This is a genomic window from Citrobacter sp. XY323 (assembly GCF_025106035.1).
GTDB classification, from domain to species: Bacteria; Pseudomonadota; Gammaproteobacteria; order Enterobacterales; family Enterobacteriaceae; genus Citrobacter; species Citrobacter braakii.
Genome location: NZ_JANYUK010000020.1, coordinates 1 through 23,048, shown reverse-complemented (window position 1 = coordinate 23,048; position 23,048 = coordinate 1). Strand labels below are relative to the sequence as shown.

General features: G+C 40.6%; 41 protein-coding genes. 13 read left to right on the top strand and 28 right to left on the bottom strand.

Annotation, left to right across the window (positions count from 1 at the left end):
- The first annotated feature begins 340 nt into the window (after positions 1-340).
- The gene (locus N0B36_RS22815) at positions 341-1,216 is read left to right on the top strand and encodes a hypothetical protein (protein ID WP_259689259.1); all 876 of its coding nucleotides are present in this window, start codon (positions 341-343) and stop codon (positions 1,214-1,216) included.
- A 5-nt stretch (positions 1,217-1,221) separates the two neighbouring features.
- Positions 1,222-1,527, top strand: a complete 306-nt coding sequence (locus N0B36_RS22810; RefSeq protein WP_213707383.1) for a hypothetical protein — start codon at positions 1,222-1,224, stop codon at positions 1,525-1,527.
- Here N0B36_RS22810 and N0B36_RS22805 read toward each other — a convergent pair.
- Positions 1,524-1,736 (bottom strand): hypothetical protein, encoded by a 213-nt coding sequence (locus N0B36_RS22805; protein WP_213707381.1) that lies wholly within the window; start codon positions 1,734-1,736, stop codon positions 1,524-1,526. The genes N0B36_RS22810 and N0B36_RS22805 overlap by 4 nt on opposite strands.
- 536 nt (positions 1,737-2,272) lie before the next feature.
- Here N0B36_RS22805 and N0B36_RS22800 point away from each other — a divergent pair.
- From N0B36_RS22800 to N0B36_RS22770, 7 genes are read left to right on the top strand one after another with little or no spacing between them, the layout of a single operon-like run.
- The gene (locus N0B36_RS22800) at positions 2,273-2,764 is read left to right on the top strand and encodes a hypothetical protein (RefSeq protein WP_259689258.1); all 492 of its coding nucleotides are present in this window, start codon (positions 2,273-2,275) and stop codon (positions 2,762-2,764) included.
- Between the two features lie 15 nt (positions 2,765-2,779).
- Positions 2,780-3,031 carry a hypothetical protein gene (locus tag N0B36_RS22795; RefSeq protein ID WP_143365062.1) on the top strand — a complete coding sequence of 84 codons (252 nt, stop codon included), beginning with the start codon at positions 2,780-2,782 and terminating at the stop codon, positions 3,029-3,031.
- Positions 3,031-3,591, top strand: a complete 561-nt coding sequence (locus N0B36_RS22790; RefSeq protein WP_230133467.1) for a type II toxin-antitoxin system RelB/DinJ family antitoxin — start codon at positions 3,031-3,033, stop codon at positions 3,589-3,591. Before N0B36_RS22795 ends, N0B36_RS22790 begins: the two co-directional genes overlap by 1 nt.
- Entirely contained in the window at positions 3,588-3,800 is a 213-nt protein-coding gene (locus N0B36_RS22785) for a hypothetical protein (protein ID WP_259689256.1), read from the top strand. Before N0B36_RS22790 ends, N0B36_RS22785 begins: the two co-directional genes overlap by 4 nt.
- Before the next feature lie 9 nt (positions 3,801-3,809).
- On the top strand, positions 3,810-4,433 hold the full coding sequence (locus N0B36_RS22780; protein ID WP_259689255.1) for a hypothetical protein: 624 nt from the start codon (positions 3,810-3,812) through the stop codon (positions 4,431-4,433).
- Positions 4,434-4,461: 28 nt separating this feature from the next.
- On the top strand, positions 4,462-4,947 hold the full coding sequence (locus N0B36_RS22775) for a hypothetical protein (protein ID WP_222214675.1): 486 nt from the start codon (positions 4,462-4,464) through the stop codon (positions 4,945-4,947).
- The gene (locus N0B36_RS22770) at positions 4,944-5,381 is read left to right on the top strand and encodes a hypothetical protein (RefSeq protein ID WP_222214673.1); all 438 of its coding nucleotides are present in this window, start codon (positions 4,944-4,946) and stop codon (positions 5,379-5,381) included. The genes N0B36_RS22775 and N0B36_RS22770 overlap by 4 nt, the downstream gene beginning before the upstream one ends.
- Before the next feature lie 248 nt (positions 5,382-5,629).
- Here the strand turns inward: N0B36_RS22770 and N0B36_RS22765 are convergent, their stop codons facing one another.
- From N0B36_RS22765 to N0B36_RS22685, 17 genes are all read right to left on the bottom strand, one after another.
- A complete protein-coding gene (locus tag N0B36_RS22765) occupies positions 5,630-5,851 on the bottom strand; it encodes a hypothetical protein (RefSeq protein ID WP_259689254.1) in 222 nt (73 codons plus the stop codon).
- A 96-nt stretch (positions 5,852-5,947) separates the two neighbouring features.
- A complete protein-coding gene (locus N0B36_RS22760; protein WP_222214672.1) occupies positions 5,948-6,343 on the bottom strand; it encodes a hypothetical protein in 396 nt (131 codons plus the stop codon).
- Positions 6,336-6,932: a hypothetical protein gene (locus tag N0B36_RS22755; RefSeq protein ID WP_259689253.1), complete on the bottom strand. Its 597-nt coding sequence runs from the start codon at positions 6,930-6,932 to the stop codon at positions 6,336-6,338. The genes N0B36_RS22760 and N0B36_RS22755 overlap by 8 nt, the downstream gene beginning before the upstream one ends.
- Positions 6,925-7,125, bottom strand: a complete 201-nt coding sequence (locus N0B36_RS22750; RefSeq protein WP_222214668.1) for a hypothetical protein — start codon at positions 7,123-7,125, stop codon at positions 6,925-6,927. Before N0B36_RS22750 ends, N0B36_RS22755 begins: the two co-directional genes overlap by 8 nt.
- A gap of 63 nt (positions 7,126-7,188) precedes the next feature.
- Positions 7,189-7,356 carry a hypothetical protein gene (locus N0B36_RS22745; RefSeq protein WP_259689252.1) on the bottom strand — a complete coding sequence of 56 codons (168 nt, stop codon included), beginning with the start codon at positions 7,354-7,356 and terminating at the stop codon, positions 7,189-7,191.
- Between the two features lie 64 nt (positions 7,357-7,420).
- Complete coding sequence (locus tag N0B36_RS22740; RefSeq protein WP_259689251.1) at positions 7,421-7,615, bottom strand: hypothetical protein; 195 nt, start codon at positions 7,613-7,615, stop codon at positions 7,421-7,423.
- A gap of 877 nt (positions 7,616-8,492) precedes the next feature.
- Positions 8,493-8,747: a hypothetical protein gene (locus N0B36_RS22735; protein ID WP_259689250.1), complete on the bottom strand. Its 255-nt coding sequence runs from the start codon at positions 8,745-8,747 to the stop codon at positions 8,493-8,495.
- A gap of 267 nt (positions 8,748-9,014) precedes the next feature.
- On the bottom strand, positions 9,015-9,236 hold the full coding sequence (locus tag N0B36_RS22730; RefSeq protein ID WP_259689249.1) for a hypothetical protein: 222 nt from the start codon (positions 9,234-9,236) through the stop codon (positions 9,015-9,017).
- 96 nt (positions 9,237-9,332) lie between these two features.
- The gene (locus N0B36_RS22725) at positions 9,333-9,695 is read right to left on the bottom strand and encodes a hypothetical protein (protein WP_259689248.1); all 363 of its coding nucleotides are present in this window, start codon (positions 9,693-9,695) and stop codon (positions 9,333-9,335) included.
- Entirely contained in the window at positions 9,682-9,978 is a 297-nt protein-coding gene (locus N0B36_RS22720) for a hypothetical protein (RefSeq protein ID WP_259689246.1), read from the bottom strand. The genes N0B36_RS22725 and N0B36_RS22720 overlap by 14 nt, the downstream gene beginning before the upstream one ends.
- 15 nt (positions 9,979-9,993) lie before the next feature.
- Positions 9,994-10,248, bottom strand: coding sequence for a hypothetical protein (locus tag N0B36_RS22715; protein WP_259689245.1), 255 nt, complete (start codon positions 10,246-10,248; stop codon positions 9,994-9,996).
- Between the two features lie 101 nt (positions 10,249-10,349).
- Entirely contained in the window at positions 10,350-10,601 is a 252-nt protein-coding gene (locus N0B36_RS22710; protein WP_213707359.1) for a hypothetical protein, read from the bottom strand.
- 62 nt (positions 10,602-10,663) lie between these two features.
- Positions 10,664-11,023, bottom strand: a complete 360-nt coding sequence (locus N0B36_RS22705) for a type II toxin-antitoxin system HigA family antitoxin (RefSeq protein ID WP_222214653.1) — start codon at positions 11,021-11,023, stop codon at positions 10,664-10,666.
- Between the two features lie 5 nt (positions 11,024-11,028).
- Complete coding sequence (locus tag N0B36_RS22700) at positions 11,029-11,331, bottom strand: type II toxin-antitoxin system HigB family toxin (protein ID WP_115784126.1); 303 nt, start codon at positions 11,329-11,331, stop codon at positions 11,029-11,031.
- 34 nt (positions 11,332-11,365) lie between these two features.
- Positions 11,366-11,653 carry a hypothetical protein gene (locus tag N0B36_RS22695; RefSeq protein WP_259689244.1) on the bottom strand — a complete coding sequence of 96 codons (288 nt, stop codon included), beginning with the start codon at positions 11,651-11,653 and terminating at the stop codon, positions 11,366-11,368.
- Positions 11,654-12,034: 381 nt separating this feature from the next.
- Positions 12,035-12,301: a hypothetical protein gene (locus tag N0B36_RS22690; protein WP_259689243.1), complete on the bottom strand. Its 267-nt coding sequence runs from the start codon at positions 12,299-12,301 to the stop codon at positions 12,035-12,037.
- A 121-nt stretch (positions 12,302-12,422) separates the two neighbouring features.
- Complete coding sequence (locus tag N0B36_RS22685) at positions 12,423-14,591, bottom strand: type IA DNA topoisomerase (RefSeq protein ID WP_109862504.1); 2,169 nt, start codon at positions 14,589-14,591, stop codon at positions 12,423-12,425.
- A gap of 408 nt (positions 14,592-14,999) precedes the next feature.
- On the opposite strand from N0B36_RS22685, the gene N0B36_RS22680 reads away from it, so the two are divergent.
- On the top strand, positions 15,000-15,323 hold the full coding sequence (locus tag N0B36_RS22680; RefSeq protein ID WP_259689242.1) for a hypothetical protein: 324 nt from the start codon (positions 15,000-15,002) through the stop codon (positions 15,321-15,323).
- Between the two features lie 57 nt (positions 15,324-15,380).
- Here the strand turns inward: N0B36_RS22680 and N0B36_RS22675 are convergent, their stop codons facing one another.
- The 9 genes from N0B36_RS22675 to N0B36_RS22635 form a co-directional block, all read right to left on the bottom strand.
- A complete protein-coding gene (locus N0B36_RS22675) occupies positions 15,381-15,953 on the bottom strand; it encodes a hypothetical protein (protein ID WP_142972604.1) in 573 nt (190 codons plus the stop codon).
- A 12-nt stretch (positions 15,954-15,965) separates the two neighbouring features.
- Positions 15,966-16,205 (bottom strand): antirestriction protein ArdR, encoded by a 240-nt coding sequence (locus tag N0B36_RS22670; protein ID WP_181654468.1) that lies wholly within the window; start codon positions 16,203-16,205, stop codon positions 15,966-15,968.
- Between the two features lie 25 nt (positions 16,206-16,230).
- Positions 16,231-16,674, bottom strand: coding sequence for a hypothetical protein (locus tag N0B36_RS22665; RefSeq protein WP_109862501.1), 444 nt, complete (start codon positions 16,672-16,674; stop codon positions 16,231-16,233).
- A 45-nt stretch (positions 16,675-16,719) separates the two neighbouring features.
- Positions 16,720-17,007, bottom strand: a complete 288-nt coding sequence (locus N0B36_RS22660; protein ID WP_119918925.1) for a hypothetical protein — start codon at positions 17,005-17,007, stop codon at positions 16,720-16,722.
- A 718-nt stretch (positions 17,008-17,725) separates the two neighbouring features.
- The gene (locus tag N0B36_RS22655; protein WP_162536112.1) at positions 17,726-18,211 is read right to left on the bottom strand and encodes a thermonuclease family protein; all 486 of its coding nucleotides are present in this window, start codon (positions 18,209-18,211) and stop codon (positions 17,726-17,728) included.
- A complete protein-coding gene (locus N0B36_RS22650) occupies positions 18,201-18,617 on the bottom strand; it encodes an H-NS family nucleoid-associated regulatory protein (RefSeq protein WP_259689241.1) in 417 nt (138 codons plus the stop codon). Before N0B36_RS22650 ends, N0B36_RS22655 begins: the two co-directional genes overlap by 11 nt.
- On the bottom strand, positions 18,614-19,186 hold the full coding sequence (locus N0B36_RS22645; protein ID WP_259689239.1) for a TrbM/KikA/MpfK family conjugal transfer protein: 573 nt from the start codon (positions 19,184-19,186) through the stop codon (positions 18,614-18,616). Before N0B36_RS22645 ends, N0B36_RS22650 begins: the two co-directional genes overlap by 4 nt.
- Before the next feature lie 29 nt (positions 19,187-19,215).
- Complete coding sequence (locus N0B36_RS22640; protein WP_119918921.1) at positions 19,216-19,416, bottom strand: EexN family lipoprotein; 201 nt, start codon at positions 19,414-19,416, stop codon at positions 19,216-19,218.
- Positions 19,413-19,934: a lytic transglycosylase domain-containing protein gene (locus tag N0B36_RS22635; protein WP_213707343.1), complete on the bottom strand. Its 522-nt coding sequence runs from the start codon at positions 19,932-19,934 to the stop codon at positions 19,413-19,415. Before N0B36_RS22635 ends, N0B36_RS22640 begins: the two co-directional genes overlap by 4 nt.
- Before the next feature lie 75 nt (positions 19,935-20,009).
- On the opposite strand from N0B36_RS22635, the gene pilM reads away from it, so the two are divergent.
- Together pilM and N0B36_RS22625 are read left to right on the top strand one after the other, a co-directional pair.
- Complete coding sequence (gene pilM / locus N0B36_RS22630) at positions 20,010-20,438, top strand: type IV pilus biogenesis protein PilM (protein ID WP_109862493.1); 429 nt, start codon at positions 20,010-20,012, stop codon at positions 20,436-20,438.
- Between the two features lie 29 nt (positions 20,439-20,467).
- Positions 20,468-21,055, top strand: a complete 588-nt coding sequence (locus N0B36_RS22625; protein ID WP_162536111.1) for a prepilin peptidase — start codon at positions 20,468-20,470, stop codon at positions 21,053-21,055.
- Here the strand turns inward: N0B36_RS22625 and N0B36_RS22620 are convergent.
- The gene (locus N0B36_RS22620) at positions 21,047-22,165 is read right to left on the bottom strand and encodes a site-specific integrase (RefSeq protein ID WP_109862491.1); all 1,119 of its coding nucleotides are present in this window, start codon (positions 22,163-22,165) and stop codon (positions 21,047-21,049) included. The genes N0B36_RS22625 and N0B36_RS22620 overlap by 9 nt on opposite strands.
- Before the next feature lie 377 nt (positions 22,166-22,542).
- On the opposite strand from N0B36_RS22620, the gene N0B36_RS22615 reads away from it, so the two are divergent.
- A complete protein-coding gene (locus N0B36_RS22615) occupies positions 22,543-22,971 on the top strand; it encodes a hypothetical protein (protein ID WP_259689237.1) in 429 nt (142 codons plus the stop codon).
- The last annotated feature ends 77 nt before the right edge of the window (positions 22,972-23,048 follow it).

Here is a 23,048-nt window from a genome sequence, read left to right as displayed (position 1 = left end):
AGTGCGCGGGGATCTGACCGGACACGTCGCCCGGAACGCGGGGAATCTTGTTCAAAATTACTGTAGCGGTCGCAGCTGAGGATCGACTTGGCCAACGCGCTCGATGCACAACCGGCGCGAACGTGAATTGTTGTTTTACAGACACTTAGGTTGTTTGCAGTGCGAAAAAAATCGGTGAGTATTTTTGATGGAGTCAGTAACGGCGGTGCGCTACGTGAAATCTGCGATTTGGCGGGAGGGTTTACCGGGGAGAATTGACGAAAATCGCCCCTGAACACGAGATATGATTGTATTTAATGCTATGATGTCATTTACGGCAACGATATCATAAAGAGGCAACATGGAATTATCACAACTCTCCCTGCGGATTCTGACAACGCTAATCACCCGCCTGAAAGTCAGGGCGAAAGAAGAAAATATATCGGTTAACACGCTGGTGACGGCAATGATTGAAACCGGACTGAATGACGGCGGTATCAGCGCCGAGTTCGGACGGTTAAAAGCAGAACCCGCTGTTGCCCTCGCAAATATCCACCGTAAATTATGTGATCCTTGGCACACTGGAAATATAGTGCCATTGTCGGAGGCTGAAATTAAATTTCTGGCAGACGGTACGCGAGAGCATATGGATAATATCGCACTGGCTGGCAGCTATTACAATAACATTTACCAGTTGGCGATAAACCCGGAAACTATTACCGGGGCAGACGATTATCGTTCTCTGCTGGCTTTCTGTATTCGCCATTATATTGCTGATATGAACGAACGAATGCAGTTTGCAAAGACGCAATGCCCGGAAAATATAGCGCCATCAACCCTGCATATTAAGGCCGGGGATCTGGTCTTTACCATCAGTGTTACGGGTACTGAGTTTAACCGATTCGCCAGCACTGACGAACGCCGCCCCCCATTATTCAGCATGCAGTGCAAAGGTAACAGTTTCGAGGCTACGCTGGATTGGGATGTGTTTACCGCACTGGTTAGGTTACTGGACGCATTCAGGAAAGGGGAAGCGTGTGAAAGCCGCAGCGGTGCAGCAGCGCGATTAATCAGGAACGGGGCAGCACAGAATGAATGGTGGCTGTTGCTCGGGAAACTACAGTTGCGAGTGGATAGCAAAACGCTGGATGCGCTGGCCTCAGAGATTGACGAACTGGTAAACGGCACATGGTCAGCCACCTTTGCACAATTAATTATTTTATACGGAGAAGGATAATCGCTATGAGTAGCCAATTAAAAGAAAATCAGATTTTACACGAAGGTATCATATTCAATCTAATTATGGGTGATCCCAATGGTTCTGATGGGTACGTGTATTTACAGGATCAATTAAACATTGACGCTAACTTCTGCGTAAGGGCATTGTATAACAGTGAAAAAATCATTGCGGTATTAAAAAATAAAAATGATGCAATCGCAGTGTCTAGATATGCAGCTTCGCATGATGGTGGTTATGGGGATGTCTGTATTATGTCATCAGACAGTCCGGTAACTCACCAGGATCATTACGACTGGATTTTAGGTTAGTTTTTTAAACAGGCCGCTAGCGCGGCCTGAGAGTCATCCCGGTCAGGCTTAAATTCCACGACCTCAGCACCGTAATGCCACGCAGAGCGTTTCGCGTTGGCTTTCTTATCAAATACTCTTGCTGCATCAATATCGTGGCTGAAAATTCCATTTTTCATTAAATATCCTTCACGGACAGTACAAAAAACAACATAAGACATTTTTGACATAATCGGCATCTGATATAGCGAATTGTCCTATAAGTATATCCGTCCAGATCACGCACAGCCAGCAGAACTAGACAGAAGACGCTGTATGTCTAACTGCCGGAGGAATTAACAGAGGGAGAGCGAACACGTCACATTCTGGCACATGCAACATTTTGTGGCATGTTAACCCGGAGCCGGGAACAGGCCAGCGTCACTGGCGACCAGTGCGCGGCGATCTGCCCGGAGCGCCGGGAATCTTGTTCAAAATTACTGTAGCGGCCGCAGTCGTTCAGGAAGTTGGCCAACGCCATCGAGCGATTGCCGGCGTTTCAGTGAATTGTTGTTTTACAGTCACTTACGTTGTTTGCGGTGCGAAAAATATTGGTGAGTATTTTTGATGGAGTCAGTAACGGCGGTGCGCTACGTGAAATCTGCGATTTGGCGGGAGGGTTTACCGGGGAAAATTTACAGAGCAGCACCACAAAAAACCGTAAAATGTAACGCATGATTGCTTTACACTTTCGGCAACTGGCGCTATTATAACCTGTAACGCAACTTTGCTTTACGATTACCGGGAGCCGGATATGAAATTCAGACGACAGGAACGTTATTCTTATCACTGGACGCCAACTAAGGAAGCCGCTTATTTACGCAAGCCGCAGCGCGTACAGAATAAACTGGCTGCCCGGTATCCTCTTATTGCCGACCAGCTTACAACGCCGCAGAGTTCGCTGGAAGTGGAAAAACAACGCCGGGAAGAAATGAGCAATAAATCAGAAATGAATATGCGGAATTTTCGCGCTACTCAGTGGCGACAAGCCCGGAAACTTTATTTTTCATGCGACACAAATACCCGCGATATTATTAAAAAGGCATGGCAGGACGGCGTATACCCGGCTGATCCAACCTACCTGATTTATGTCATAGAGAAACATAACGGTGACTATCAGCGCCGTTGTGATTTCTACGCCGAACAGCACAGAATATTGCGCGAAGAAACCGCCCGGATTTATAACATCCGTGAAAACCAGATTGATTTATTCCAGTAACCGGAGTGACAAACAATGAAACAATCAGTGTCTGAAAAGTTAATTGCTTTCTATTATACATTAGCCTTGTACGGCATTTTCAATATATCCAGATTTACGAAAGAGGATGCAATGAGAATGAAAGATAACATGGGTGAAACCGTCGCCATGATTTACGCTGTATATGCCAAAATGGTGCTGCCATTTATTACTGTCTTTGCGGGTTACATGGCTGTATATCTGACATTCTGCTTCATTCGCCAGATCACAGCGAAAGGGGGTAAATAATGGCAACGGTCAACGTGAACGTGCGTATTGACGCAGAACTCAAGCAAAGCGCCGATGAAGCGATGCAGATCGCCGGAGCCACACCGACACAGGCTATTACCCTGCTGTATCAGTACATCGCTGAGAACAAGCGTCTGCCCTTTGTGGTGACGACCAGCGTAAAAACGCCGGACGATCTCACCAGTGAAGCGACAGAGCTATTAGCTACCGCGCTGGCGGTGGCGCTCAACATGGAAGCCGGGCTTAAAGACAAAGTGGAAGCCGGGCTTAAAGACGAAGGGCAGATGCCGGGTAAAACCATGCTGGAGTATTACAACCGCCTTGATTTTCTGTTTACCAGTGCCAAAGAAAAGACGGTACAGCCACAGGAACGGCGTGAACTGACACTCGCGATGAACAATTTAAATAAATTGTTAACCGTCATTGTCGATTTTACGGATTTTGGCTACGGGTATGAACTTGTCAGATTACGCCCATCAGAAAAGAACAAATTTAATATTGCGATTTCGACGTTTGAGCGCAGCATGTTTGAACTGATTAACAAAGGAAAAGAAGAATGAGTTTCAGTAATAATAAAGCTTACGCGGCAATAAACGTATCACTCAGTGTTATTTTTACTGCATTACTTATTGGTGTCGCTTCACGAAGCACAGATGAAGCAGCTTTGACGGGGAGGTTATTTGGATTAATAATTTGCGATTTCTTTTTCACTTCAGTTGCAACACATATGATCCTTTCCATATTAACCCAAAATAAACAGAATCAGTAAGGACAGTAAATGAATAAAATTACCCTAGGCGTATTGCTGGCGTTATCTTTCTCCGGTTATGCAGCAACGGAGCAGGTCACATCAACGCTGATTGATAGCTTTAAAATCGAAAGTAACTTCCACTTTCCCAGAGGTACAAATACACTTAACGTACATCAAAATGTCACTGTATACAGCTTTAGTGCAAAGAGTATCGCCGCCATTAAAAAGACACTAGCGGAGATTGAACAGAAAGGATTTTCAACAGCAACTGCAAGCCTGAGCGGTCTGGAGGAAAACCAGAACAGCACAATTATGGTATTCCGGGCAAATAAAGAAGGACAGTCACTTTCGCCGTCAGTGCTGTCAGAAGCATTACAAAAAAACGTCAGCATTGAGAGTAAGTCAGGGCTGGAAGGTATTATGCCGGAACGCCTTTACACTCAGATTGATAACGTCAGCCTGTCTGTAGTCAATACCGCGCTGGGTAAATTTGATGATGGCAGGATTGTACTCACTCAATTTATTAACGCGAACAATAACGGCAAGGAAATCGCCACGCATAATAAATTAGGGCTGCCGGAAAAAGGCGCGATCCTCAACATTATCAGAGTCAGGTCAGATGCTTATATGATTGTATTAACCACGATTTAAAAAAGCATCATCGGGAGGACTCAGGAAGATGAAACCACAACGCTATCCCTCCAGTATCATCAAAGTCGGCGCGGTGCTGTATAAAGCTTTTGGCTGGGTAGATGATGAAGGAAAGTGTCATGTTGATGTTGATGAATGGCATGTACGCTCAATACAAAACCGGACGGTATCAAAATATTTTGGTACTAAAAAGGTTGTGATCAGCCTAGTACAAAAACTGGATGATATTACCTGGCAAAAAGGGAAATGGCTTACAAACTTTCCGGTTCATTATCGCCAGAAATTTTATGAAAACGAACCATTACCCAATGGCTTTTATACCACACAAAATATGGCTCTACGTTACGCGCTGGAATCCACCTATATGAGTATTAAGTGGTATGAAGAAGAGAAAGCAGCGGGGTTATGGAGCGCAGAGCATGAAGAAGAATATAATGGAGAGCTAAAGCTGGTAAAAATCATTAAATCCAGAATTACGCGACTGAAAAACATCAAATCAGGAGGCAAGGTATGAAGATTAACACAGAAGATAACCTTGAGAACTGCCCGGACTGCGGCGAGGATATGCCTGGCGGGAACGTTCGGTGTACACGCTGTCAGCGCCAGCACGAAATTGAAAATATGACCGAGGACGATTACCGCGCACATGAAGCCCTGTTCCCGTCAGCCAGCATTGCGCCACAACTGCCCCTCATTACGTATACCGTGGGCGTGAAATCAGTATCAGATATGCTGACTCAACAGGAACAACAGCGGTATAAAAACGCCATACGCGAGGCGATAAAAGCTGCATATCCTGCCTATGACGTTGTGGTAACACTGGACAGCACCATCGGCGGCGCAGACTGTCAGGTGAGTAATGATCCGTATGGTGAAACGGATATAGCGGAACATACGCATTCTATCGCCCACAGCGTCTGGATAGGGGCAGCGTGGCTGGATAAATAAGGGAACAGCCCGAACAGCCGCGAAAGCGGCTTTTTTGTGGCCGTAGGAGAGACTGACCGTAAACCCGGCTTTGCAGTGTGGGGGATTTTACGGCTAAAGCCGTAATGCTTTCTGAGTCCTCGCTGGCGCTGCGGAGCTTCCGGCGTAGAACGCCTCCCATGCGCTCTGCGCATCTAACGGATAGACAGAATAGGTAGCGAGGGAATTAAACGGGAGGCGTAAAAAGGCCGCTGGAGCGGCCTGTTATGTTATTGAGGAAGAGTAGGCCACTTACCACCATGTTCCATGATCGCCTTGATAGAAGCCTCTGCGAAATCATGACTGTATTCACCCCAGTACCGTTTTTTAATGGAGCCGTCCAGTACCTGGAGGAAAGCGAACAACTTACCCTGGCTATCAGCCAGAATACACTTGCAGGCTTTATTCCCACTGTCGTAAAGGAGTCCGTTTACTTCAACTTTGATTTGCATGGCATTTATCCTTGTGCTGTTTTTATCAGTCTACCGCGCAGTTGCCAAAAATCATCACTGTATAGAGACTCATGTCGCATTTTTGCGCATTGCAACTTACCAACCATGAGGATAGCAAGGCCATGAGAGCCAAACATCATAAACACGGTTGAGACCGCATGCAGCGGCGTAGATCCCACGCTCAGGAAAGAAATAGACAGGGGAATTAATATTTTCGTTTTCAACATCCATTGCTATATGACCAACGGTGACTGTTTCATCATTAAGAAATCCATTCATGTAATCACCCGGTTTAATAGCGTTAACTGACCATGCCTGTTCTATTAATTCTCTTCTTGTCGCCCGACATGCAAATCCACGCCAAGCATCACTATTAGGATACACTGACTCACCCTGTTCACTCAGTTGCGTAAATTGCTTATAATTATCTTCCGGGATAGTCTCAACATGCTTTAAGACTATATTAATGAACTCCTCACTAAACTTATCCATTACACCGTCCCTCATTATTAACCCAAAGATTCAATACTAACCTCGTTGGCAACTGCGACTTTCTTAATTTTTTATCACCTGTTACTGTTACATCAACAAGACTCATGTTTATATTGGCAATGTCACTGTAAGACAACAAATCAGACACAATATAGTTTATTTGTTCTGTAACAGGCGTTGCTTTAAACTGATAGCCGTCAACCTCAAAATCACTCTCTACATCTAATTTAATACCATGACCGAGTAGTGTTTTTTCTGCCAACTCTAAACATTGCCGGGTTGCACGCTCCTGAATTTCTTTTAGAGCATTTACATAGCGTGTTGTCAGTTCTTTTAGCTCAGACAGTTCTGTAGATGAATAACCGCTGCTTTCAGCCTTATTGACACCATCAAGAATAGAATTAACTGACCATTGAATTGACGATTCAAATTCAATAATACTTTGAACAATGTCAGCACATTGATAACGTTTCTTATCCTCAGCATCAGGGGTAATTTTACTGTTCAGATTAACAATCCTATGCGCCACAGACTCTGGCTCCAGTGCATTTTCATCAGTAATCAGCTTTTCAGGCTCGTTATTAACCATAAACCACCTCAAATACACCATGACTGGATGATGCCAGTCGAATAAAGACAGAATCACCTTCATCGTCGATAACGTCTACACCCGGCAATGCCAGATGTTCCCGGCTAGCCGTGACCGGATAGGATTTACCCGCCGTAAAGAAATTAACCGCTTCGCCTGGCTCTATGCAAATTACAGAGATGATTGTTGCCATGATTGCCGCCTTTATTATATTGATAAGATCTAACACGCCCCGTTGTACGGGGCTATTAAATGTTTAAATACCAAGTTGCTTTTTTGTATATTCCATATCTATAAAAGGTGTCCAGTTACCTTTGTAAAATTCAGTGGCAGCTTGTTTAAGCGTAATCAAACCAGATTCAAATTCTTTCTTTACTGACTCATGAAAACAAGGAATATCAAATGCTTTATTCTTGATGCTCATATCATTATCCCGCTGTATGTTTAACCTGAGATAATTATAATACTTGTGTTATATAACACAAGTGTTATTTATGGCTTTTGAATATTTTCGTTTTGCTCGTCAGCATGATCCAGTCACCATTGTCTAACCTCGCGACCTCATAACCTTTTGAAACCAGATTATTAAGTTGTTGCACAGAATTAATCCCGGCTGCTTGAGCAGCTTTTTCACGATTACCCTCATAGTAATCATTCACCATCTGGACAATAGAAATACGCATAATGACCTCTCGTTAAGAACATTAAGAGTATATAACGATTGTGTTATATATCAAGAGTAAGCAATCACATTGAACTGGACAGAATGACCTGTATGTCTAACGGCGCGGGGAATTAAATGAGTGGCGTAAAAAAGGCCGCTCAAGCGGCCTTAGTGCAGGAAATGGCTTCCCGATATGCAGATTCTAAATCACGGGGATCTCTTGAGTTGTAAAGGCGAACGATAGATTCATAACGTTCCGCGCATCCTCGCTCGTCAGCGCGGCGGTAATACTCATTGTGAAGTCTATTCAGGCTCTTTCGCAGCAGAAGCCTACCGACAACTATCAGAGCAAACGCAATAATAAGAAAAGATGTCATGCCTACCTCCTGTCGTTATTACACAATACTATCAGGCCAGATCTCGCGCTGCCAGCAGAACTGGACGTAAAACGCTGTATGTCTAACTGCCGGAGGAATCAACAGAGGGAGAGCTAACACGTCAGATTTTTGCACATGCAACATTTTGTGGCGTGTTAACCCGGAGCCGGGAACAGGCCAGCGCCGCTGGCGACCAGTGCGCGGGGATCTGCCCGGACAGGTCGCCCGGAACGCCGTTAATCTTGTTCAAAATTACTGTAGCGGTCGCAGCTGAAAATCGACATGGCCAGCGCATCGAGCGTGTTGCCGGCGTTTCATCTAATTGTTGTTTTACAGTAAGTTAGGTAGTTCGCGGCGCGAAAATTATCGGTGAGTATTTTTGATGAAGTCAGTAACGGCGGTGCGTTGTGTGAAATATGCGATTTTGAGGGAGGGTTTACCGGGCAGAAATTTTTAGAGAATAAGCTTTAGACACCCTCTGAAAGATGTTTAATAAGCCTCTTAAAATGGAGGCTTTTTTTATTTGTACCGCTCTGAATATTTTTTTCTGGCAAGAAATCTGCGTCTTTCGTGAAGAACATCAACAAACTTGTATGTAATAACACCAACAAAACCGATGGTCATTAAGGTGACTGAAATAATCATCTTAACACCTCCACCAAGTAACTCTGTCAATGCTTCATAAAAACCACTGGATAATACAACATCAAAACCAGTGGCAAAACCCAACGCAATAAAGCTACCTAACACCATCATTTCATTTGGCCTTTTCATTTAGTCCCCTTCACGCCCCACTCACGAAAAAACAAGGCCGCTACACGGCCTATTATTATCTGATCACGCTCTGATTAAGATGTTTTCTTATAAGTGTCTGTATTTCTTCACACTCACTTTCCAGCGCAGGGTTCTTATCATGATACATCGCGTACTGCTGCACAGCCTCAAAGATGCGACAAACTATAAGGCTATCCGTCTGGTCAAGCGAATTAAGTTCATGGGCTTTAAGACCGATGCTATCTAGTATTTTTTCTACAGTGCTCATTATAAATCCTCTTGGATAGTTCCTAAACGTTTCTGGCAATTTCCGCAGAATGCGGTTTTCTTTTCAGTCGTAGTGACATAATCCCACATATGAGTATTATCTCCATCTTGACCATCAAACCGATAAAATATAGACGTAGTACCACTAACAGTTGCCCTCACATAAAATTCATCATATCCACAATGAGGGCATTTTTGAACATCACCTTTAAGTTTTTTCATTAGAAAAAGGCCATAACTAACAAACAACCAACAGCAATAAAAAGCCCAAGAAAAATAACATATTTAGCGATATTAGAGTCACTCATAGTTCACCTGTCACTGAACATGGAAAGTAGTTATTTTAACCGTATCTAGCCGCGTATTGAGCAAAGCGCGTATTCTTTCCTCTCTCCGAAAATATTTACCACGAGGTAATTTCTCTCCTAATGTAAGCCGCTGGCTCCAGTCCTTGAATGCCGGATTACCTTTATAGGTTTCACCAATGTACATGACGGAAGCATTATCACGAAAAACTGACTTACCCATTTCTGGTGTAATTGATTGTAGCGCTCTGGCATGTGCAGGGTTTCCGGCGAAATAGCCAATATGCCCGGTTGCGGTTGCGTTCAGACAATCAAAAAATCCCACAGACTCGGCAATTTTTGTTTCAGAAGGCTTTTCGATATTAAATGGTTTCATTTTCTTGCCCTTCTCTCAGTAATGGCACACGCTCACGATCTGTCATTTGCATGAACTCTTCTTTCTGCGTTTCGATTCGACGGCTTAAATCATAAGTCGCACACATGTTTTTTTTGTGCATATCTATATCTATTTTTGATACGAGTTCAAACCACAATGAACGCGCGCCCCACGCCGCATTATGAAACATTTCCGCAACGCCTCTAGAATCGGTCTTTATGGCTTCCTTCATATAGTCTCCGATACGTTCAGCGGTGATTTTTGTTATTTCATCATAATTCATTTTGCACACCCTCTTTTAAAGTATCTGGTGACGATTATACCCCATCTCATTTTGACCTGTCGGGGTAATTCTCATAGTGTCCATGCCATTCACAACCCGGTGATCAGGCATGATCAATGATTTATTGAATAACGCTTTTGCTGAAACAGTACAATTTACTTTATCTGTACCGATAAAAAAACGCCCTTTGCTGTCGCGCCAAAGAGTTGCCCCGGCGCTCATTTCCCGAAGAATTTTCAATTGACCTTTTGGCATCCACCAACCCGCCATATTAGTACCCTTTGAATAACATAAGTAAACCCAGGCAGACTGAAAGAAAGACAGCTACACCGCCAAGAATCATGATAGTAACCAGAAGCTTGCCCTGCCCTTCACTTAACAGATTGTCCATGATTATTCACCATCAGAGATCTAATTTGTTTACGGCCTGTTTTAATCCAATCAACTGCGGCGATGGAATTGCCATTCTCAATAAGTGCAAAAGCATACTTTATAGCTAAAGCCGCTTGATTACGGTCAATGGCTCGTGCGTCATAATCATTAAAGATGGCCTGAATAAACCCCTCGAAACATTCACTATTTTCACTTCGTTCGTTCAACACACTATCAATTAAATTAGACATTACACTCACCTTTCGATAATCGTTTATAAGATTTTTTCTTTAATTTATTCATAGCGATTCTGTCACCCTCCAACAAGGCTTTTTAACGGAATGCCGAACATCGTATGTAATTTTCTAATCATCGGTAGAGTCAGATTACGTTTACGATTAAGAACTTCATAGACACGGTTAGATTTACCAATAGCTGGCTCAAGGTCTTTTACTGTTAAACCCTGCTGCTCCATTCTGAACTTAATAGCTTCAACTGGATCAGGTGCTTCAATTGGATAATGTTTGTTTTCATACTCGCTAATCAGTACGCACATAATTTCAAAAAAATCCCCTTCCGGTGTATCGGCGGCAGGTTCATTATCAAACATAGGCTCTACAGCGCGTAATGCTGCTACATAGTCCTGTTCTGTTTTAATTGGTTTAATCTGCATATGTTTCACTCCAGATTGACGGTTTCAGCATCTATTTTGTCATATTCTTTATGCGTACCAATGAATTTGATAAACATCCATCCACGCTGGTATGCAATGGCAACAATTAACCGATAGTCATTTCCTTTGATGTTAAACACCACTCGCCTGTTTTTAAGAATACTGGCACTGCGATATTGCTCTTTAATTTCTGCCGGAGTTTTCCATTCAGCTTTACTGGCTTCATCTACCCAAGCTTTTAGCGGCTGCTCTGCATCAGGATTCGCCGTCCAGAAATCCCTAAGCGTCTTAATGGCAATTATCTTCATATACTAGCCATTTGGTAAAAAAGAGCATTAGATCTTACCCCCAAAGGTAAGTGTCAGTTGGCATATCCCCACCTTTTTCGCGATACGACTTGAGAGCCTGTTCTTGCGAAGAAAGTAAAAGTGCTTTTTCACTAACTATTTCTACATTATTGACGACAATACCTTTGCTTTCGAGATAGGTTACAGCCGACTTGATAGCTTCTTCTTTTGTCCAGCCTGTAAAATAAAGGCAATCACCAATTAGCTGATGAATCTCTTTGTCTAAATGGCATTCCCACCTGGTATATCTTTTTGGCTGATAAAGGGAAACGTTGATATTCATAAATATCTCCAATTGATAATTTCTAAGTCACCAAAAGCATCTTTATATGTTTATAATAGTCCCATTTTAGGACTAACGCAAGATTTTTATCCCGTAATGGGACTTTTTATTTAGGCAAAATCTGCTCGGACACGTCGCCCGGAGCGCGGGTAAATTTATTCAAAAATATTGGAGCGGTCGGTGTCAATCAGGAAGATGGCCAACGTGCTTGTCGTGCAACCTGTATTAAGCTGATTTGTTGTTTTACAGTGAGTTAGGCAACTTGTGACGCGAAGTATATCGGTGAGTATTTTTGATGGATTCAGTAACGGCGGTGCGCTACGTGAAATTGCGGGAAGATTTGTGAGAGTACGCCGGGAAAAAGGCCACTAGAGCGGCCTTTTATCGCCCGTCGCGCATCAGAGCAATTTGTCTAAGAGCATCCTGATCTAATGGAGGAAATTCATCTACCACTCTTAGCACAGTGGGTTCACCCTTCGTCGATAGGAAGCCCTCCAAACGCTGCGCCAGTTCGTTATGCTCTACAGGTACTGAATCTGCATTCAGTACCAACAGGGAGGGCTTGTCGCTTATTAGAGTCGTATCTAGCTCTTTGGATAGTTTATCGGCCGCAAGGGTATCAGGTTGTTGCAAGTATTTATTTATCATCAGAAATTTCCTCCAGTGACCGTGTATGAATTTTAACCTATTATGCATGTTGAAACAATGTACTTATGCACTATAGTTCACATTAAAAAGGCCGTTTACCCGGCCTTTTTCAAAGTATCAATTATGCTTTTTTAGCTACAAACTCAAAACCCAGCTTGCCCGTAACCTTATCAACCAATTTAACTTTGGCTGAAAATTCTTTATTGTTTTTGTTGCTCACGAACCCTTTTAATTCAGATGTAATACCTTTAGTAATCAAAGTATCAATTTGTTTATCAGTTAATACTTTACTAGATAATGTTTTGTAAATCTTAAATTCGCATCCAGTACAGGCACACACTTTAGGACGGATCACTATATCCTTTCCGCAGTTCGGGCAAGGAGACTCAAGACGTTGCGCTTGACCTGCAACAGCCCTTGGTTCCACTTTTAGATTATCAACGTTAGCTTCTGCGACAAGCCCCTCAAGCTCGCTGTATAGCTCATTAATAAACTGTTCGACTGACAATTCACCGTTCTCAATCGCAGTTTGTTTCTCTGACCAAAGCGCAGTCATATCGGGATTTACTGCATTATCAGGCAATGAATCAAATAATGCATAACCTGTCTCAGTTGGAATTAGCTTACCCTTTTCAACGGTTATGTAATTCCTTTTCTTGAGAGTTTCCAGTATAGCCGCGCGTGTTGCTGGCGTACCAATACCTCCATGTTCATCTTTTTTATCTTTGTCTTTCTCTTTAAGTAATTTTTTAATTTCAGGATTGGTTACATAATCAGCAACGCGAACCAATGCCCCCAGCAAACTAGATTCGGTGAATAGTGGCGGTGGTGTTGTTTTTTTCTCGTTAACAATAACTTTATTAGTAGTTAACTGTTCACCAGTTCGGATCTTACTCAAAAGCTCAAATACCGAGTTATCACCGTCATTCGCGCTATCTTCATCAAAATCATCTTCACCATCTGAACCAATAAGCGCCTCAAAGCCATTATTAGTAGTTTTCTTAGCACGAACTACAAAAGATTCATCACCGCTTTTAATTGCTATAGATGCTTCTTTGTATGTCTTTCTAGGCATAAATTGAGCAGCGTATAGGTTAACAATCTCCATATAAACATTTCGTTCATCGTTACTAAGACGATTAAGATCAGGAACATTATTCGTAGGGATTATTGCCGTATGCGCGGTCACTTTTGAATTATCGAAAGCCTTACTTTTACGAGTTGCGTCAATATCAAAATTTGGATTAAGTATTCCTTTTAATGCTGCCAACGTTGCCGGGGCGCTATTAAATTGTTCGTCTGACAGATAAGAGCAATCTGACCTATTGTAAGTTATCGCCTTATGAGTATCTTTGAGAGTCTGAGTAATGTCTTGGACTTTTTGAGCGGTAAGTTTATATTTTTTAATTACCCATCGCTGTAACCTAAGTAGGTTAAACGGTAATGGTGCGGCTGTTTCTTTATCATCTACTGCGGCAGCTTCTACAGTAGCGCGTTTCCCTTCCAAATTTGAAGCAGTTCCGTAAGCCCAAGCTCTATCAATCAGCCGCTTATCGATTAGCGGTGCAAACTCACCAGGCTTCCAGCTTGCGGTAAAAACATCGTTACCACGTACAAAATGGCCTGTCATAGTGTAATAAACACTTGCGTCATGTGATTGATGGGCGCGTGTGCGTTTAACGATCAAGCCAAGAACGGGAGTTTGTACACGGCCAACAGATAAGACACCTTGGTAGCCTCTGGCCTTAGCAGGAATGGTATAGGCACGAGTCATGCTAAAACCATACACAGCATCAGCTACAGAACGCGCCAGTGCTTTTAAAGACATTCCTTTAAAATCACGATTATCTTTGAGATTAGCCAGCGCCTTTTTCACCGCCGGTAATGTGTTATCGTTAATTAATACACGTTTTACTGGCTTTGTATTACGAGCGTATTCTAATACTTCATCAACTAAAAGTTGACCTTCATCATCTGGATCGCCAGCATGAACTATTTCAGTCACATCACCACGCTTTAGTAGTTCTAGAATAGTTTTAACCTGATGTGCTGAACTTTCTTTTGGTTGATACTTCACAGGAAAAAGTTTCAGAGGCAACGTTTGCAGCGACCATAGTTTATAAGCTGGATTATAGTTTTCAGGTGGTTGCGATTCAATGATATGACCAAAGCAGTTGGTGACAATATCTGTACCACTTTCAAAATATCCATCCTTTCTTGTAAAGTCACCTCCCAACGCTTTTACAATATCATTAGCCACCGCAGGTTTTTCTGCAATAAATAGTCTCATTGTTAATTCTCCGATATTTTCACTATATTATTTTTGCATGCAAAAAATGATAATTTAAATTATATAAACCACATGTTTAACCACAAGGTTTTTATATTATGGAATATATAGGCATTTGAACACAACAGAATTATTCTAATTTTATAAAGAATATTGAAGAGTAATTAGCAGAGATATTTCACTTTATCAAAGAGATTATCCCTTGCCAGAAAACCTATCTTTAGATTCTCCCCTCGCCGGGGAGGGCAAATCCTTACTCCACACAAAATCAAGTTTTGTACGGAGTAAGGATTATTATCAGATTAAATCAAGCAACGCCCCCTGTATAGATTATTTATATTTCCATACGCAATCAAATAAAATATACTGGACAGAATGACAATCAACATAGTAAATGAGGATTAATTTATGATAGAAACCAACAATAGCATCGCTATTGATAAATACATAAACACTTTAGTAACTTCATATAAAAATGATATTTGGATTGAGCAAGCCACTAAACTAATTAGAGCGGCTTTGTATGCCAGAGAATATAATGGAAACAATATTTATGAAAAACTGTATACATCAAATCATGAAGAACTTACCTCTCTATTACAAAAAGAGATCTTGAGTAAAGCAGCCGATCCTGAATCTGTCGCTCATTTTAAAAGTTTTTTAACATTATCAAGCAAAGCACAACAAACCATTCTTGTAACCATCAGGACATTGCCATTATTTAACCTATAAATAAAGGCCGCTTATTGCGGCCTCTTTAAATGTATTTTATTTTTTTGCATGCAAAAGTTAAGTTCCTTTCAACACTTTCCTCTTCCAGTCGTCATATGACATAGAACTTTCATAGTGCTGCTTCCATTTTATGTAATGTTCATAGCTAGCGCTTTCGAGTTCAGACTTTCTATTTATATCATTTAAACTAGTATTTAATAATTTATCTCTGAAATTTGCAATATTTTTCTTATGAATACAGATCCAACGTTTACTAAACTTATCCCCATATTGACTTTTTATATAAAAATAGCATAACCAATTATTCATTCTTACAGCCAATTCGAGGCATAGGAAAAATGTCAATAAAGAAACTACAATTATAAATGAAATCCCAGACAGAATTAGAAATAAGTCACTTGAGAATAGTTCCTTCCCGTTCCAGATACGAATAAAGCCAGATATGCTATCGGAAAATATCTCTTCTTTAAAAATTGCATTACCAGCCGCAGAAGAAACTATTGCAAGGGGATTATACCCATCCAAGAACGAAAACACTACGAAACAACCACCACCTACCACTCCCAATAGCAACATGAATATTGTATATATATTAGTGATAATTACAGTTTTTTTCTTCATAGTTTTCATTTTAACGCCCATTTAGTTTTTAACAACCCAACATTTAGCGCCATCATAATCATTGCCACCTTCGGCAACAAAGATGTGTTCTCTCACGTCAACAGCAATAACACCAGGACGCTCGCTATGAGCATCTCTTAAAGAATCCTTCCATCCATAAGCTTGCCCATTCCAAATCATAACAATGCCCTTTGTTGCATGCTCTGGATGATCTTCACGCCACTTTTCCGCAATACCAAGAACATTGAGAATATCAGACATAAATAGTACCTTTCAGTCATAAAGACTATTCGCAGTCAAAGACACCAAGAACAGGTTTAACATCAACGACGACACGACCTGTAAGTTCAAGGAAAGTACGCCATACACCATATGGGATAATTTCAGCACCATTACGATACGCCCTAATCCGACGATCAGCGCTACGCCCCTGTAAACCAAGTAAGCTTCCTAGCTTCCCGTCCGTGCCATATTCTATAAAATTGTTTTTTACTTGTGTGAACCAAGCATCAATAAGCTCTGATGGTGGAGCAACCCAACCTTGTTCAATTGTACAAAAAATGCGTTGATCAATAGTCGAGTAATTGATGTTCTCAACTTTTGGAAATGGCTTACCATCCAAATTCTTTTTAAGCATCGAAATAGCTTGCTCTGTATCAGACTTTAAAATAAAAAATCGCTGCTGATCCAGTGATGGTAAATTTATTGATATTTCATTTTTATTTGACATTCTATGCCCCTGTAGAATGAACAGGGGTTTCCCCCCTGCTCATTGTTATTGCGGATTCAGGACGATGTTTTTAACGTCATGAGTTGTGATGTTAACCAGGCTCAATGTACCCGTCGCTAACGGCTTCCAGACCCCAGACATATGAAGATGAAGGAAGCAATAATAAAGGTATCTAGGAAGCACCAGATCGCTCCTAGTTACCTTCACACCTATACTCTCTTTGTTGAAAGAGTAGGACGGTTCACCCACGGAATTTAAAGAGCCTCGACGAACAATCCAGAAATCTGCATCCGGGAAGTTAGTCTTTATGGTTGCAACATCAGAAATATTCATTACGTTCCTTTGAGGGCTTAGCCTTCTCAGAACGAGTGGCTTTCTGTCGCCCCCGCAAAAACAGAATAGGCGATTTTCGCCTATTTCGCAACAACTAATTTAGTAATTTTCCCGGATAAATAGGCATGATTAGCATGGCTAAATTTTGACAAAAAAAAACTGTAGAGCATGCAGGAACGGCCACCCCGTTAACCATTCCCACAATCCCTACAGCCATATGAGAATAAATGCTAAACACTGAAACTGCAATCCCAAATACCTCATTTTTAATTCAATCATTAAGTGTAAAAAATTTATTTTTTAGTCTTAATGATTCTGCGGTGCAGGCGGCAAAGAGCCTGCTCTGTTGAAGTATGAGTTCCTTAGCTTTGACATTTCAAAAAGAATATTCATACGCCGTAATACGGCTTGACAGTTACTCTCCTGTAAGATCAACAAAACATTACGGCCTAAAGAAAGCATATCCCATATGCGATTGATAATTTCAGGATTCCATAATTTATTTGAATTAAAACCAATGAGCTTAAAAAATTTCGGGGTATAATTCCTGTAAATTACAGGCCATGACTCAACATCTTCAAAATGCAATGTGATTGAATCCCCCCCATCCAACGAACATATTAGATCCTGATCTGAGTTAATTACAAACACCACCCCACAACTCATATCATCAACATTTAGAGAAAAACCTAACTTAGTCCTATAAAATTGGTGTCTACTATTTATTAATACCATGCTGCTCCCTTCTGAATACCCACGGAGCAACCTGATTAATAGTTGCCCACAATCCAATCTTATGTGATTTAGAATACATCTGAGCCGTATAGAACGGTTGATCTCGACAAAATGCTTCATATACCCATGCGTTACCGCTTGATACCATCCTAAGATTTATATCTTGATTCTGGTAGGTAATATTAGCTATCTCTCTACCATATTTATCTATATTAGATACTGCTATTTCAACAGTTTTACCACCAATTAATTCTTTTAATGCTAATTTTGACTCTAGTCCATAGGGCTGTTTTATTTCAGGAGCATCAATGCAAGATAATCTAACTTTTTTAAAATCTTGTTTCTCTTTATAAACGATTGTGTCACCATCAATAACATAACTTACATGAATAGTTTTTGCATAAACATCGAGGGATAGAGAAAAATAAATTACAAGAAGTAATTTCGCATGCAAAAATTTACCTATCAATTTCATCCCCTAAGTAAATGAAACTATCCAACGACTTCCCACATTCGATTGCACGCTTAATTTTACCGGGCATACGACCTCTTCCACTCCAAAACTTTTGCTTATCACCATCATAATAAATATAAGTTCCTTTCTTTGGCTTCATAATTTGAGTGGTCTTTAATATCGGCTTATTTGGTAAAAGCTCACTAGGAGAAATACCATCTTGCTGTAGTAATTCTCTGTACATTTTAATTCTTTTCTGTTTCTCAGCCATCTTCTTTATACTAACTGACTCCTCCTCTCTCTTTTGTTCAATTATCAATTCTAGCTTTTCTTTTATTGAGAGAAGAACATCAATACAACCATGCATTTTGGCAATCTTTTTTAGTTCATTCAAATTTAAAAGCATTGATATAGTCATCATTGAGTCACCCACTGACCTTTAGGATTCTTGCTAAATTCATTTTTTGTTTGCCATTCCGAAACACCCGAATACTTAATATTAAAGTCAGTGTATTCATTGCCAAAATATACTTTGCAGTATGAAGGCATGTTTGGAGATATGCGATATTTTGTTATAGCCTGGCAACCATCAAGATCATTTCGTCCAGATCTACAAACCATAAATGTTTTTTGTTCCAATAGCTCCCTGTTCAACGTATCGGCTTCACAGCGCCCCGCCCCCCCCACAATGGCATCTGTAAGTTCAGGCATTCCCTGTTCATCTGACGCAGGGCATAACTTTAAAAAGTTTCGTCTTGCCTTTAACGTATCTTTCCATTTTTTCTTAGTTATATTGAAATATTTGGTAAGCGATGGCACACATTCACCTGGTCGAGTTGATCCAGCTAAGCATAGTGTCGCTTCACACGCTAGCTTTGTGTCTCCCGTTAGAACGTCCCCAACATCAACACCGTCCACAACCGTAGCATAGCTGTTTGCCCCAATGAACAGGGAGGACGCTGCTATCAATGTACTGAGATATGCTTTCATTTTATGTCCTTTTTTGCATGCAAAAAAATCTATTTTTGGAAATAAACCTGATGCTGAGCTTCCGCTGCATTCTTACATTCTTCTGTCGGACGTGTTTCTTTATTACATGATTTCAGCTTATCAATACGTTCATTTTTATGCTCTTTGTAGTAGCTTACGGATTTAACATCTTCTGAATTACACCCGATAAGCATAAAAAAGGTTACGCACATTACAATTTTGCTTTTCATTTGACTAACACTCCCCTTGAGGCATTTGCAATTACAATATCTCTATTTTTAGATAATAGTTGAATGTAGAAATTATACACCTTTTTGGCATATTTAATTCTTGCTGCTTCTGTCTTGTCCGAAAAGCCCGCATTATATGCACCAATTGATTTCCAGTTAACTCCATTTTTCTTTATATTAAGAGCCAATATATATGCTCCAACATAAACATTTTGACAGGGGTTATTAAGCAGATCTTTCCGAGTAATACCCCATTCGTTTGAAAGCTGACCAAACCAGATGCTATTGATCTGCATAAGTCCTATGTCGATACTTTCTTTTGGTGTTCCTTTTTTATTGATATTAGTAGCGGTAGGAACTAGACCGCTCTCTGTTTGAGCTATGGCAATCAACAGTAGCGGATCTACGCCATATCGTTCTCCAGCCTCTTTGAAACAAAAAGCATGAACTTGAGTTGAAAACAAAAAAACAGACAAATAGAAAATAGGTAACAATGCACTCACTCGAAAATAAAACATAACATGTACCTTTGATTTAAAATCATTTATATAATATTATCCATTAATCATAATTGCAATATTGAAGGTACGAAAATGAATGCAAGCTATTTAGGTTTCGTGATAATGCTCATTGTCTCTTATTTTATTTTTGGCGCAGTATCAGATAAGGAAAAAAAATCATACGATGAATCACTGATTCAGCAGCAAGTTACCTCCTATTTAAATTATGTAGATTCAACGCAAACTTATCTAAACAGTAATCCGGGTGCAAGTGGCAACATCACACAGATGATTACGCTCCCAAATTGGCTACCAAAGAACACAAACATAACTGTCTATGCGCAAGCTGGAGCGACTTATGTTTTTATGGCTAACAAACCTGGCTTTATGGAATTGCTCAAAGATTCTACTGGTGACTCTATCTCCTTCGGCTTAGCCAAATCGGGTAGTATTTTCACCACTTATGGGACGAAAGCAAAACCTAACTTTATACCCGACAATTCAGTGGTGTTTATTTTATGATCATTATATGGCTCATGATTTCTTGCTTCATGGCAATCATTTTAAATTTCACATCTGCAAAAGTTATTAATGCCGTTGAGGTTGATGTTTTAGAAACAGCAAAATCCATTGAGAATGGTGTTACTAGAAGAGTTTTACCACTATGGCTAATAATTATTTATATGGTAACTACTACATATATAGCTTATCTAATAAACAACGAGTATATTTTCTTGCTAACTATGATTATAATATCAATTGCATCTATAATCGATATTATACGGAACTGGATTCCTGATTTATTAATATTCGTTACCGTTGCGCTTTCATTTATGGGAACCAGCAACGAACATTCTGTTATCATTATCTCCTGCATTATTGCTTTATCGCCTCTCTTCATCATTAATTTAATATCATTTAAAAAAAATAATACAACCGCTATTGCCGCAGGTGATCTTTATATAATAGCCACCTTGTCGTTATGGCTAACCCCGTTAACATCCTTGACGTTATCAGCACTTATAATTATTTCGACTACTTTTTTTTCATTTGTATCAAAAGTTATAAACATTCCTCTAGTGCCATTCATACACATTTCGTTCTTGTTAACATTCGCGGTACAGCATAATTTACTGTAGCGGATTTATTATTACCATGTCTTTTGTTATTGCACTAAATTCACCTGGAACTGGTATTCTTTTTCCATTTTGAGCAGCAAGCGCTAGCTGTTTTAGTAGTAAAACGCTAGCGTCAGAAATTGCTTCATCTAAGCTATTTCTTTCAACTTTTATTTCTGAAAAATCAATTAATTCAACATAATGCTGTCCATCATTGCTTTCGTGATGAATGGCAGGATAAGGCACAAAGTAAGATGCTATCTTGCTGATTGTCTTTTTCTTTGCATCAAGTTTCTTGACTAGCTGATACGCACGTAAATGGGTGTATCTTTTCAGCATTGTCAGAGATTTGTGGCCTGATATAGAAGCAACTTCCATAACATTTAACGTACCTAACTCAAAGAATCTGCTTATTGCTTCATGTCGTAAATCATGGAAATGCAAGTTCTCTATTTTTAAAGATTCTAAACAATGCCTCCAAGCACTCTTTAAACCAGAGGACGTATATGTAAAAACCCTACCTGATGGTTTGATAGACATTTGTGTAAGTAGCTGCCTAGCTTTCAAACTTAAAGGAACATCGCGTGAAGTACCATTTTTTGTTTTAGGCAAATGCGCCACCCCTGCTTGTAGATTTATGTTCTCCCAGCTTAATGACAATATCTCTCCCTGTCTCATTGCTGTTTCTATTGCGAATAAGAAAATTACATAAAGCTCATTATTTCTTTCTTTCAGATACTTTCTAATTTTTCGCTCCTCATGAGCATGTATTCGTCTATCTCTCCCTGGGTTACATTTTGGTTTTCTTACCAATTTCACTGGATTAAAAGAACAGGTTCCCCATTCCGCGATAGCTAAATTAAACAATGCGGATAATAGCGCTAATTCCAACCTCACTGTATTACCACTAATATTTAACCCTGTTCGTTCATTAATCATTGACAGTCGCATGTCACGATATTCAGCAATATCTATCGCAGTAATTTCATGCATAAATTTATCTGAAATGAAATATTTCTTTATAACATTTCTGCGATAACTTTCTTGTTGCCATCCTTTTTTTTCTGTTGACACAGTATCGACATATCTATCTAGTGCATCAGCCAGTTTAATTGTCCGTTTTTTAGCCACAAGAAAATTCTCATAAATGTAAAGAAACCGTGAACTGTACTGACTTCACAGTGAATGTCAAACTGTCAATCCGGTACGTGGAAATATTCAGGGGGAAGCACTGTACACACTGGCCTAATCGGTAATGGACAACAAATACCACTACCAAATGGCTTTATCCAAAACCAGTGTAGCTGGAGTGTTAGTAACAGTGAAAACCCCCACGGTTGGAAGCCTAATTACTTTGCTGGGCAGGTAGCGACTGCTGATGCAAACCGGATAGTAAAGTGTGGTTATTATGATGAATACAATTTTCACCCAGGAACAAACAGACCTGACCTGTCGGGTAAATGTAGTTTCATAATAAGCTGTTCGTAACTGTCAATCCGGTGTGTGGAGTGGAGCAGGTAAAATATCAAATACCGGGTGCAACTGGTATCAGTCTCCAGTTGCAAATGATCACTTTATTGGGGGACGCAGCGGCGGCTGGATTTACTATAAACCTGTTCAATGCCCAGCCAATTATGTCATGGCCGGAACCCGGATGTATGGCATTGGTGATGGTGTTGATGAAGAACACGTTGATGCGTATTGCTGTCCTTTCAGCTAACTGTCAATCCGGTGTGTGGTCTGGCGGCGCTAAAATTAACTCCAGTGCCTGTCAATGGGTGTCGTCACCTGATGCCTGGGTGAATCCGGGTAAAAGGCAATTCTATAAAACTGCAACATGCCCCGCTGGTTCAGTTCAGTCTGGTAGTAGATTCATGATCTGGCCTGGCGCATTAGATGATGAACACGTTGATGTTCTTTGCTGCCCTTTCAGCTAACTGTCAATCCGGTGCGTGGGCATCCAGCACAAACTACAACGGAAGTTACTCTTCACTCGGAGCATTTATTTCAACTT

What these genes read in the sequence shown, in the direction of transcription:
- N0B36_RS22815 (WP_259689259.1), top strand. Translation starts at nt 341, where the DNA reads ATGGAATTATCACAACTCTCCCTGCGGATTCTGACAACGCTAATCACC.
- N0B36_RS22810 (WP_213707383.1), top strand. Translation starts at nt 1,222, where the DNA reads ATGAGTAGCCAATTAAAAGAAAATCAGATTTTACACGAAGGTATCATA.
- N0B36_RS22805 (WP_213707381.1), bottom strand. Translation starts at nt 1,736, where the DNA reads ATGTCAAAAATGTCTTATGTTGTTTTTTGTACTGTCCGTGAAGGATAT.
- N0B36_RS22795 (WP_143365062.1), top strand. Translation starts at nt 2,780, where the DNA reads ATGAAACAATCAGTGTCTGAAAAGTTAATTGCTTTCTATTATACATTA.
- N0B36_RS22790 (WP_230133467.1), top strand. Translation starts at nt 3,031, where the DNA reads ATGGCAACGGTCAACGTGAACGTGCGTATTGACGCAGAACTCAAGCAA.
- N0B36_RS22785 (WP_259689256.1), top strand. Translation starts at nt 3,588, where the DNA reads ATGAGTTTCAGTAATAATAAAGCTTACGCGGCAATAAACGTATCACTC.
- N0B36_RS22780 (WP_259689255.1), top strand. Translation starts at nt 3,810, where the DNA reads ATGAATAAAATTACCCTAGGCGTATTGCTGGCGTTATCTTTCTCCGGT.
- N0B36_RS22775 (WP_222214675.1), top strand. Translation starts at nt 4,462, where the DNA reads ATGAAACCACAACGCTATCCCTCCAGTATCATCAAAGTCGGCGCGGTG.
- N0B36_RS22770 (WP_222214673.1), top strand. Translation starts at nt 4,944, where the DNA reads ATGAAGATTAACACAGAAGATAACCTTGAGAACTGCCCGGACTGCGGC.
- N0B36_RS22765 (WP_259689254.1), bottom strand. Translation starts at nt 5,851, where the DNA reads ATGCAAATCAAAGTTGAAGTAAACGGACTCCTTTACGACAGTGGGAAT.
- N0B36_RS22760 (WP_222214672.1), bottom strand. Translation starts at nt 6,343, where the DNA reads ATGGATAAGTTTAGTGAGGAGTTCATTAATATAGTCTTAAAGCATGTT.
- N0B36_RS22755 (WP_259689253.1), bottom strand. Translation starts at nt 6,932, where the DNA reads ATGGTTAATAACGAGCCTGAAAAGCTGATTACTGATGAAAATGCACTG.
- N0B36_RS22750 (WP_222214668.1), bottom strand. Translation starts at nt 7,125, where the DNA reads ATGGCAACAATCATCTCTGTAATTTGCATAGAGCCAGGCGAAGCGGTT.
- N0B36_RS22745 (WP_259689252.1), bottom strand. Translation starts at nt 7,356, where the DNA reads ATGAGCATCAAGAATAAAGCATTTGATATTCCTTGTTTTCATGAGTCA.
- N0B36_RS22740 (WP_259689251.1), bottom strand. Translation starts at nt 7,615, where the DNA reads ATGCGTATTTCTATTGTCCAGATGGTGAATGATTACTATGAGGGTAAT.
- N0B36_RS22735 (WP_259689250.1), bottom strand. Translation starts at nt 8,747, where the DNA reads ATGAAAAGGCCAAATGAAATGATGGTGTTAGGTAGCTTTATTGCGTTG.
- N0B36_RS22730 (WP_259689249.1), bottom strand. Translation starts at nt 9,236, where the DNA reads ATGAAAAAACTTAAAGGTGATGTTCAAAAATGCCCTCATTGTGGATAT.
- N0B36_RS22725 (WP_259689248.1), bottom strand. Translation starts at nt 9,695, where the DNA reads ATGAAACCATTTAATATCGAAAAGCCTTCTGAAACAAAAATTGCCGAG.
- N0B36_RS22720 (WP_259689246.1), bottom strand. Translation starts at nt 9,978, where the DNA reads ATGAATTATGATGAAATAACAAAAATCACCGCTGAACGTATCGGAGAC.
- N0B36_RS22715 (WP_259689245.1), bottom strand. Translation starts at nt 10,248, where the DNA reads ATGGCGGGTTGGTGGATGCCAAAAGGTCAATTGAAAATTCTTCGGGAA.
- N0B36_RS22710 (WP_213707359.1), bottom strand. Translation starts at nt 10,601, where the DNA reads ATGTCTAATTTAATTGATAGTGTGTTGAACGAACGAAGTGAAAATAGT.
- N0B36_RS22705 (WP_222214653.1), bottom strand. Translation starts at nt 11,023, where the DNA reads ATGCAGATTAAACCAATTAAAACAGAACAGGACTATGTAGCAGCATTA.
- N0B36_RS22700 (WP_115784126.1), bottom strand. Translation starts at nt 11,331, where the DNA reads ATGAAGATAATTGCCATTAAGACGCTTAGGGATTTCTGGACGGCGAAT.
- N0B36_RS22695 (WP_259689244.1), bottom strand. Translation starts at nt 11,653, where the DNA reads ATGAATATCAACGTTTCCCTTTATCAGCCAAAAAGATATACCAGGTGG.
- N0B36_RS22690 (WP_259689243.1), bottom strand. Translation starts at nt 12,301, where the DNA reads ATGATAAATAAATACTTGCAACAACCTGATACCCTTGCGGCCGATAAA.
- N0B36_RS22685 (WP_109862504.1), bottom strand. Translation starts at nt 14,591, where the DNA reads ATGAGACTATTTATTGCAGAAAAACCTGCGGTGGCTAATGATATTGTA.
- N0B36_RS22680 (WP_259689242.1), top strand. Translation starts at nt 15,000, where the DNA reads ATGATAGAAACCAACAATAGCATCGCTATTGATAAATACATAAACACT.
- N0B36_RS22675 (WP_142972604.1), bottom strand. Translation starts at nt 15,953, where the DNA reads ATGAAAACTATGAAGAAAAAAACTGTAATTATCACTAATATATATACA.
- N0B36_RS22670 (WP_181654468.1), bottom strand. Translation starts at nt 16,205, where the DNA reads ATGTCTGATATTCTCAATGTTCTTGGTATTGCGGAAAAGTGGCGTGAA.
- N0B36_RS22665 (WP_109862501.1), bottom strand. Translation starts at nt 16,674, where the DNA reads ATGTCAAATAAAAATGAAATATCAATAAATTTACCATCACTGGATCAG.
- N0B36_RS22660 (WP_119918925.1), bottom strand. Translation starts at nt 17,007, where the DNA reads ATGAATATTTCTGATGTTGCAACCATAAAGACTAACTTCCCGGATGCA.
- N0B36_RS22650 (WP_259689241.1), bottom strand. Translation starts at nt 18,617, where the DNA reads ATGATGACTATATCAATGCTTTTAAATTTGAATGAACTAAAAAAGATT.
- N0B36_RS22645 (WP_259689239.1), bottom strand. Translation starts at nt 19,186, where the DNA reads ATGAAAGCATATCTCAGTACATTGATAGCAGCGTCCTCCCTGTTCATT.
- N0B36_RS22640 (WP_119918921.1), bottom strand. Translation starts at nt 19,416, where the DNA reads ATGAAAAGCAAAATTGTAATGTGCGTAACCTTTTTTATGCTTATCGGG.
- N0B36_RS22635 (WP_213707343.1), bottom strand. Translation starts at nt 19,934, where the DNA reads ATGTTTTATTTTCGAGTGAGTGCATTGTTACCTATTTTCTATTTGTCT.
- pilM (WP_109862493.1), top strand. Translation starts at nt 20,010, where the DNA reads ATGAATGCAAGCTATTTAGGTTTCGTGATAATGCTCATTGTCTCTTAT.
- N0B36_RS22625 (WP_162536111.1), top strand. Translation starts at nt 20,468, where the DNA reads ATGGCAATCATTTTAAATTTCACATCTGCAAAAGTTATTAATGCCGTT.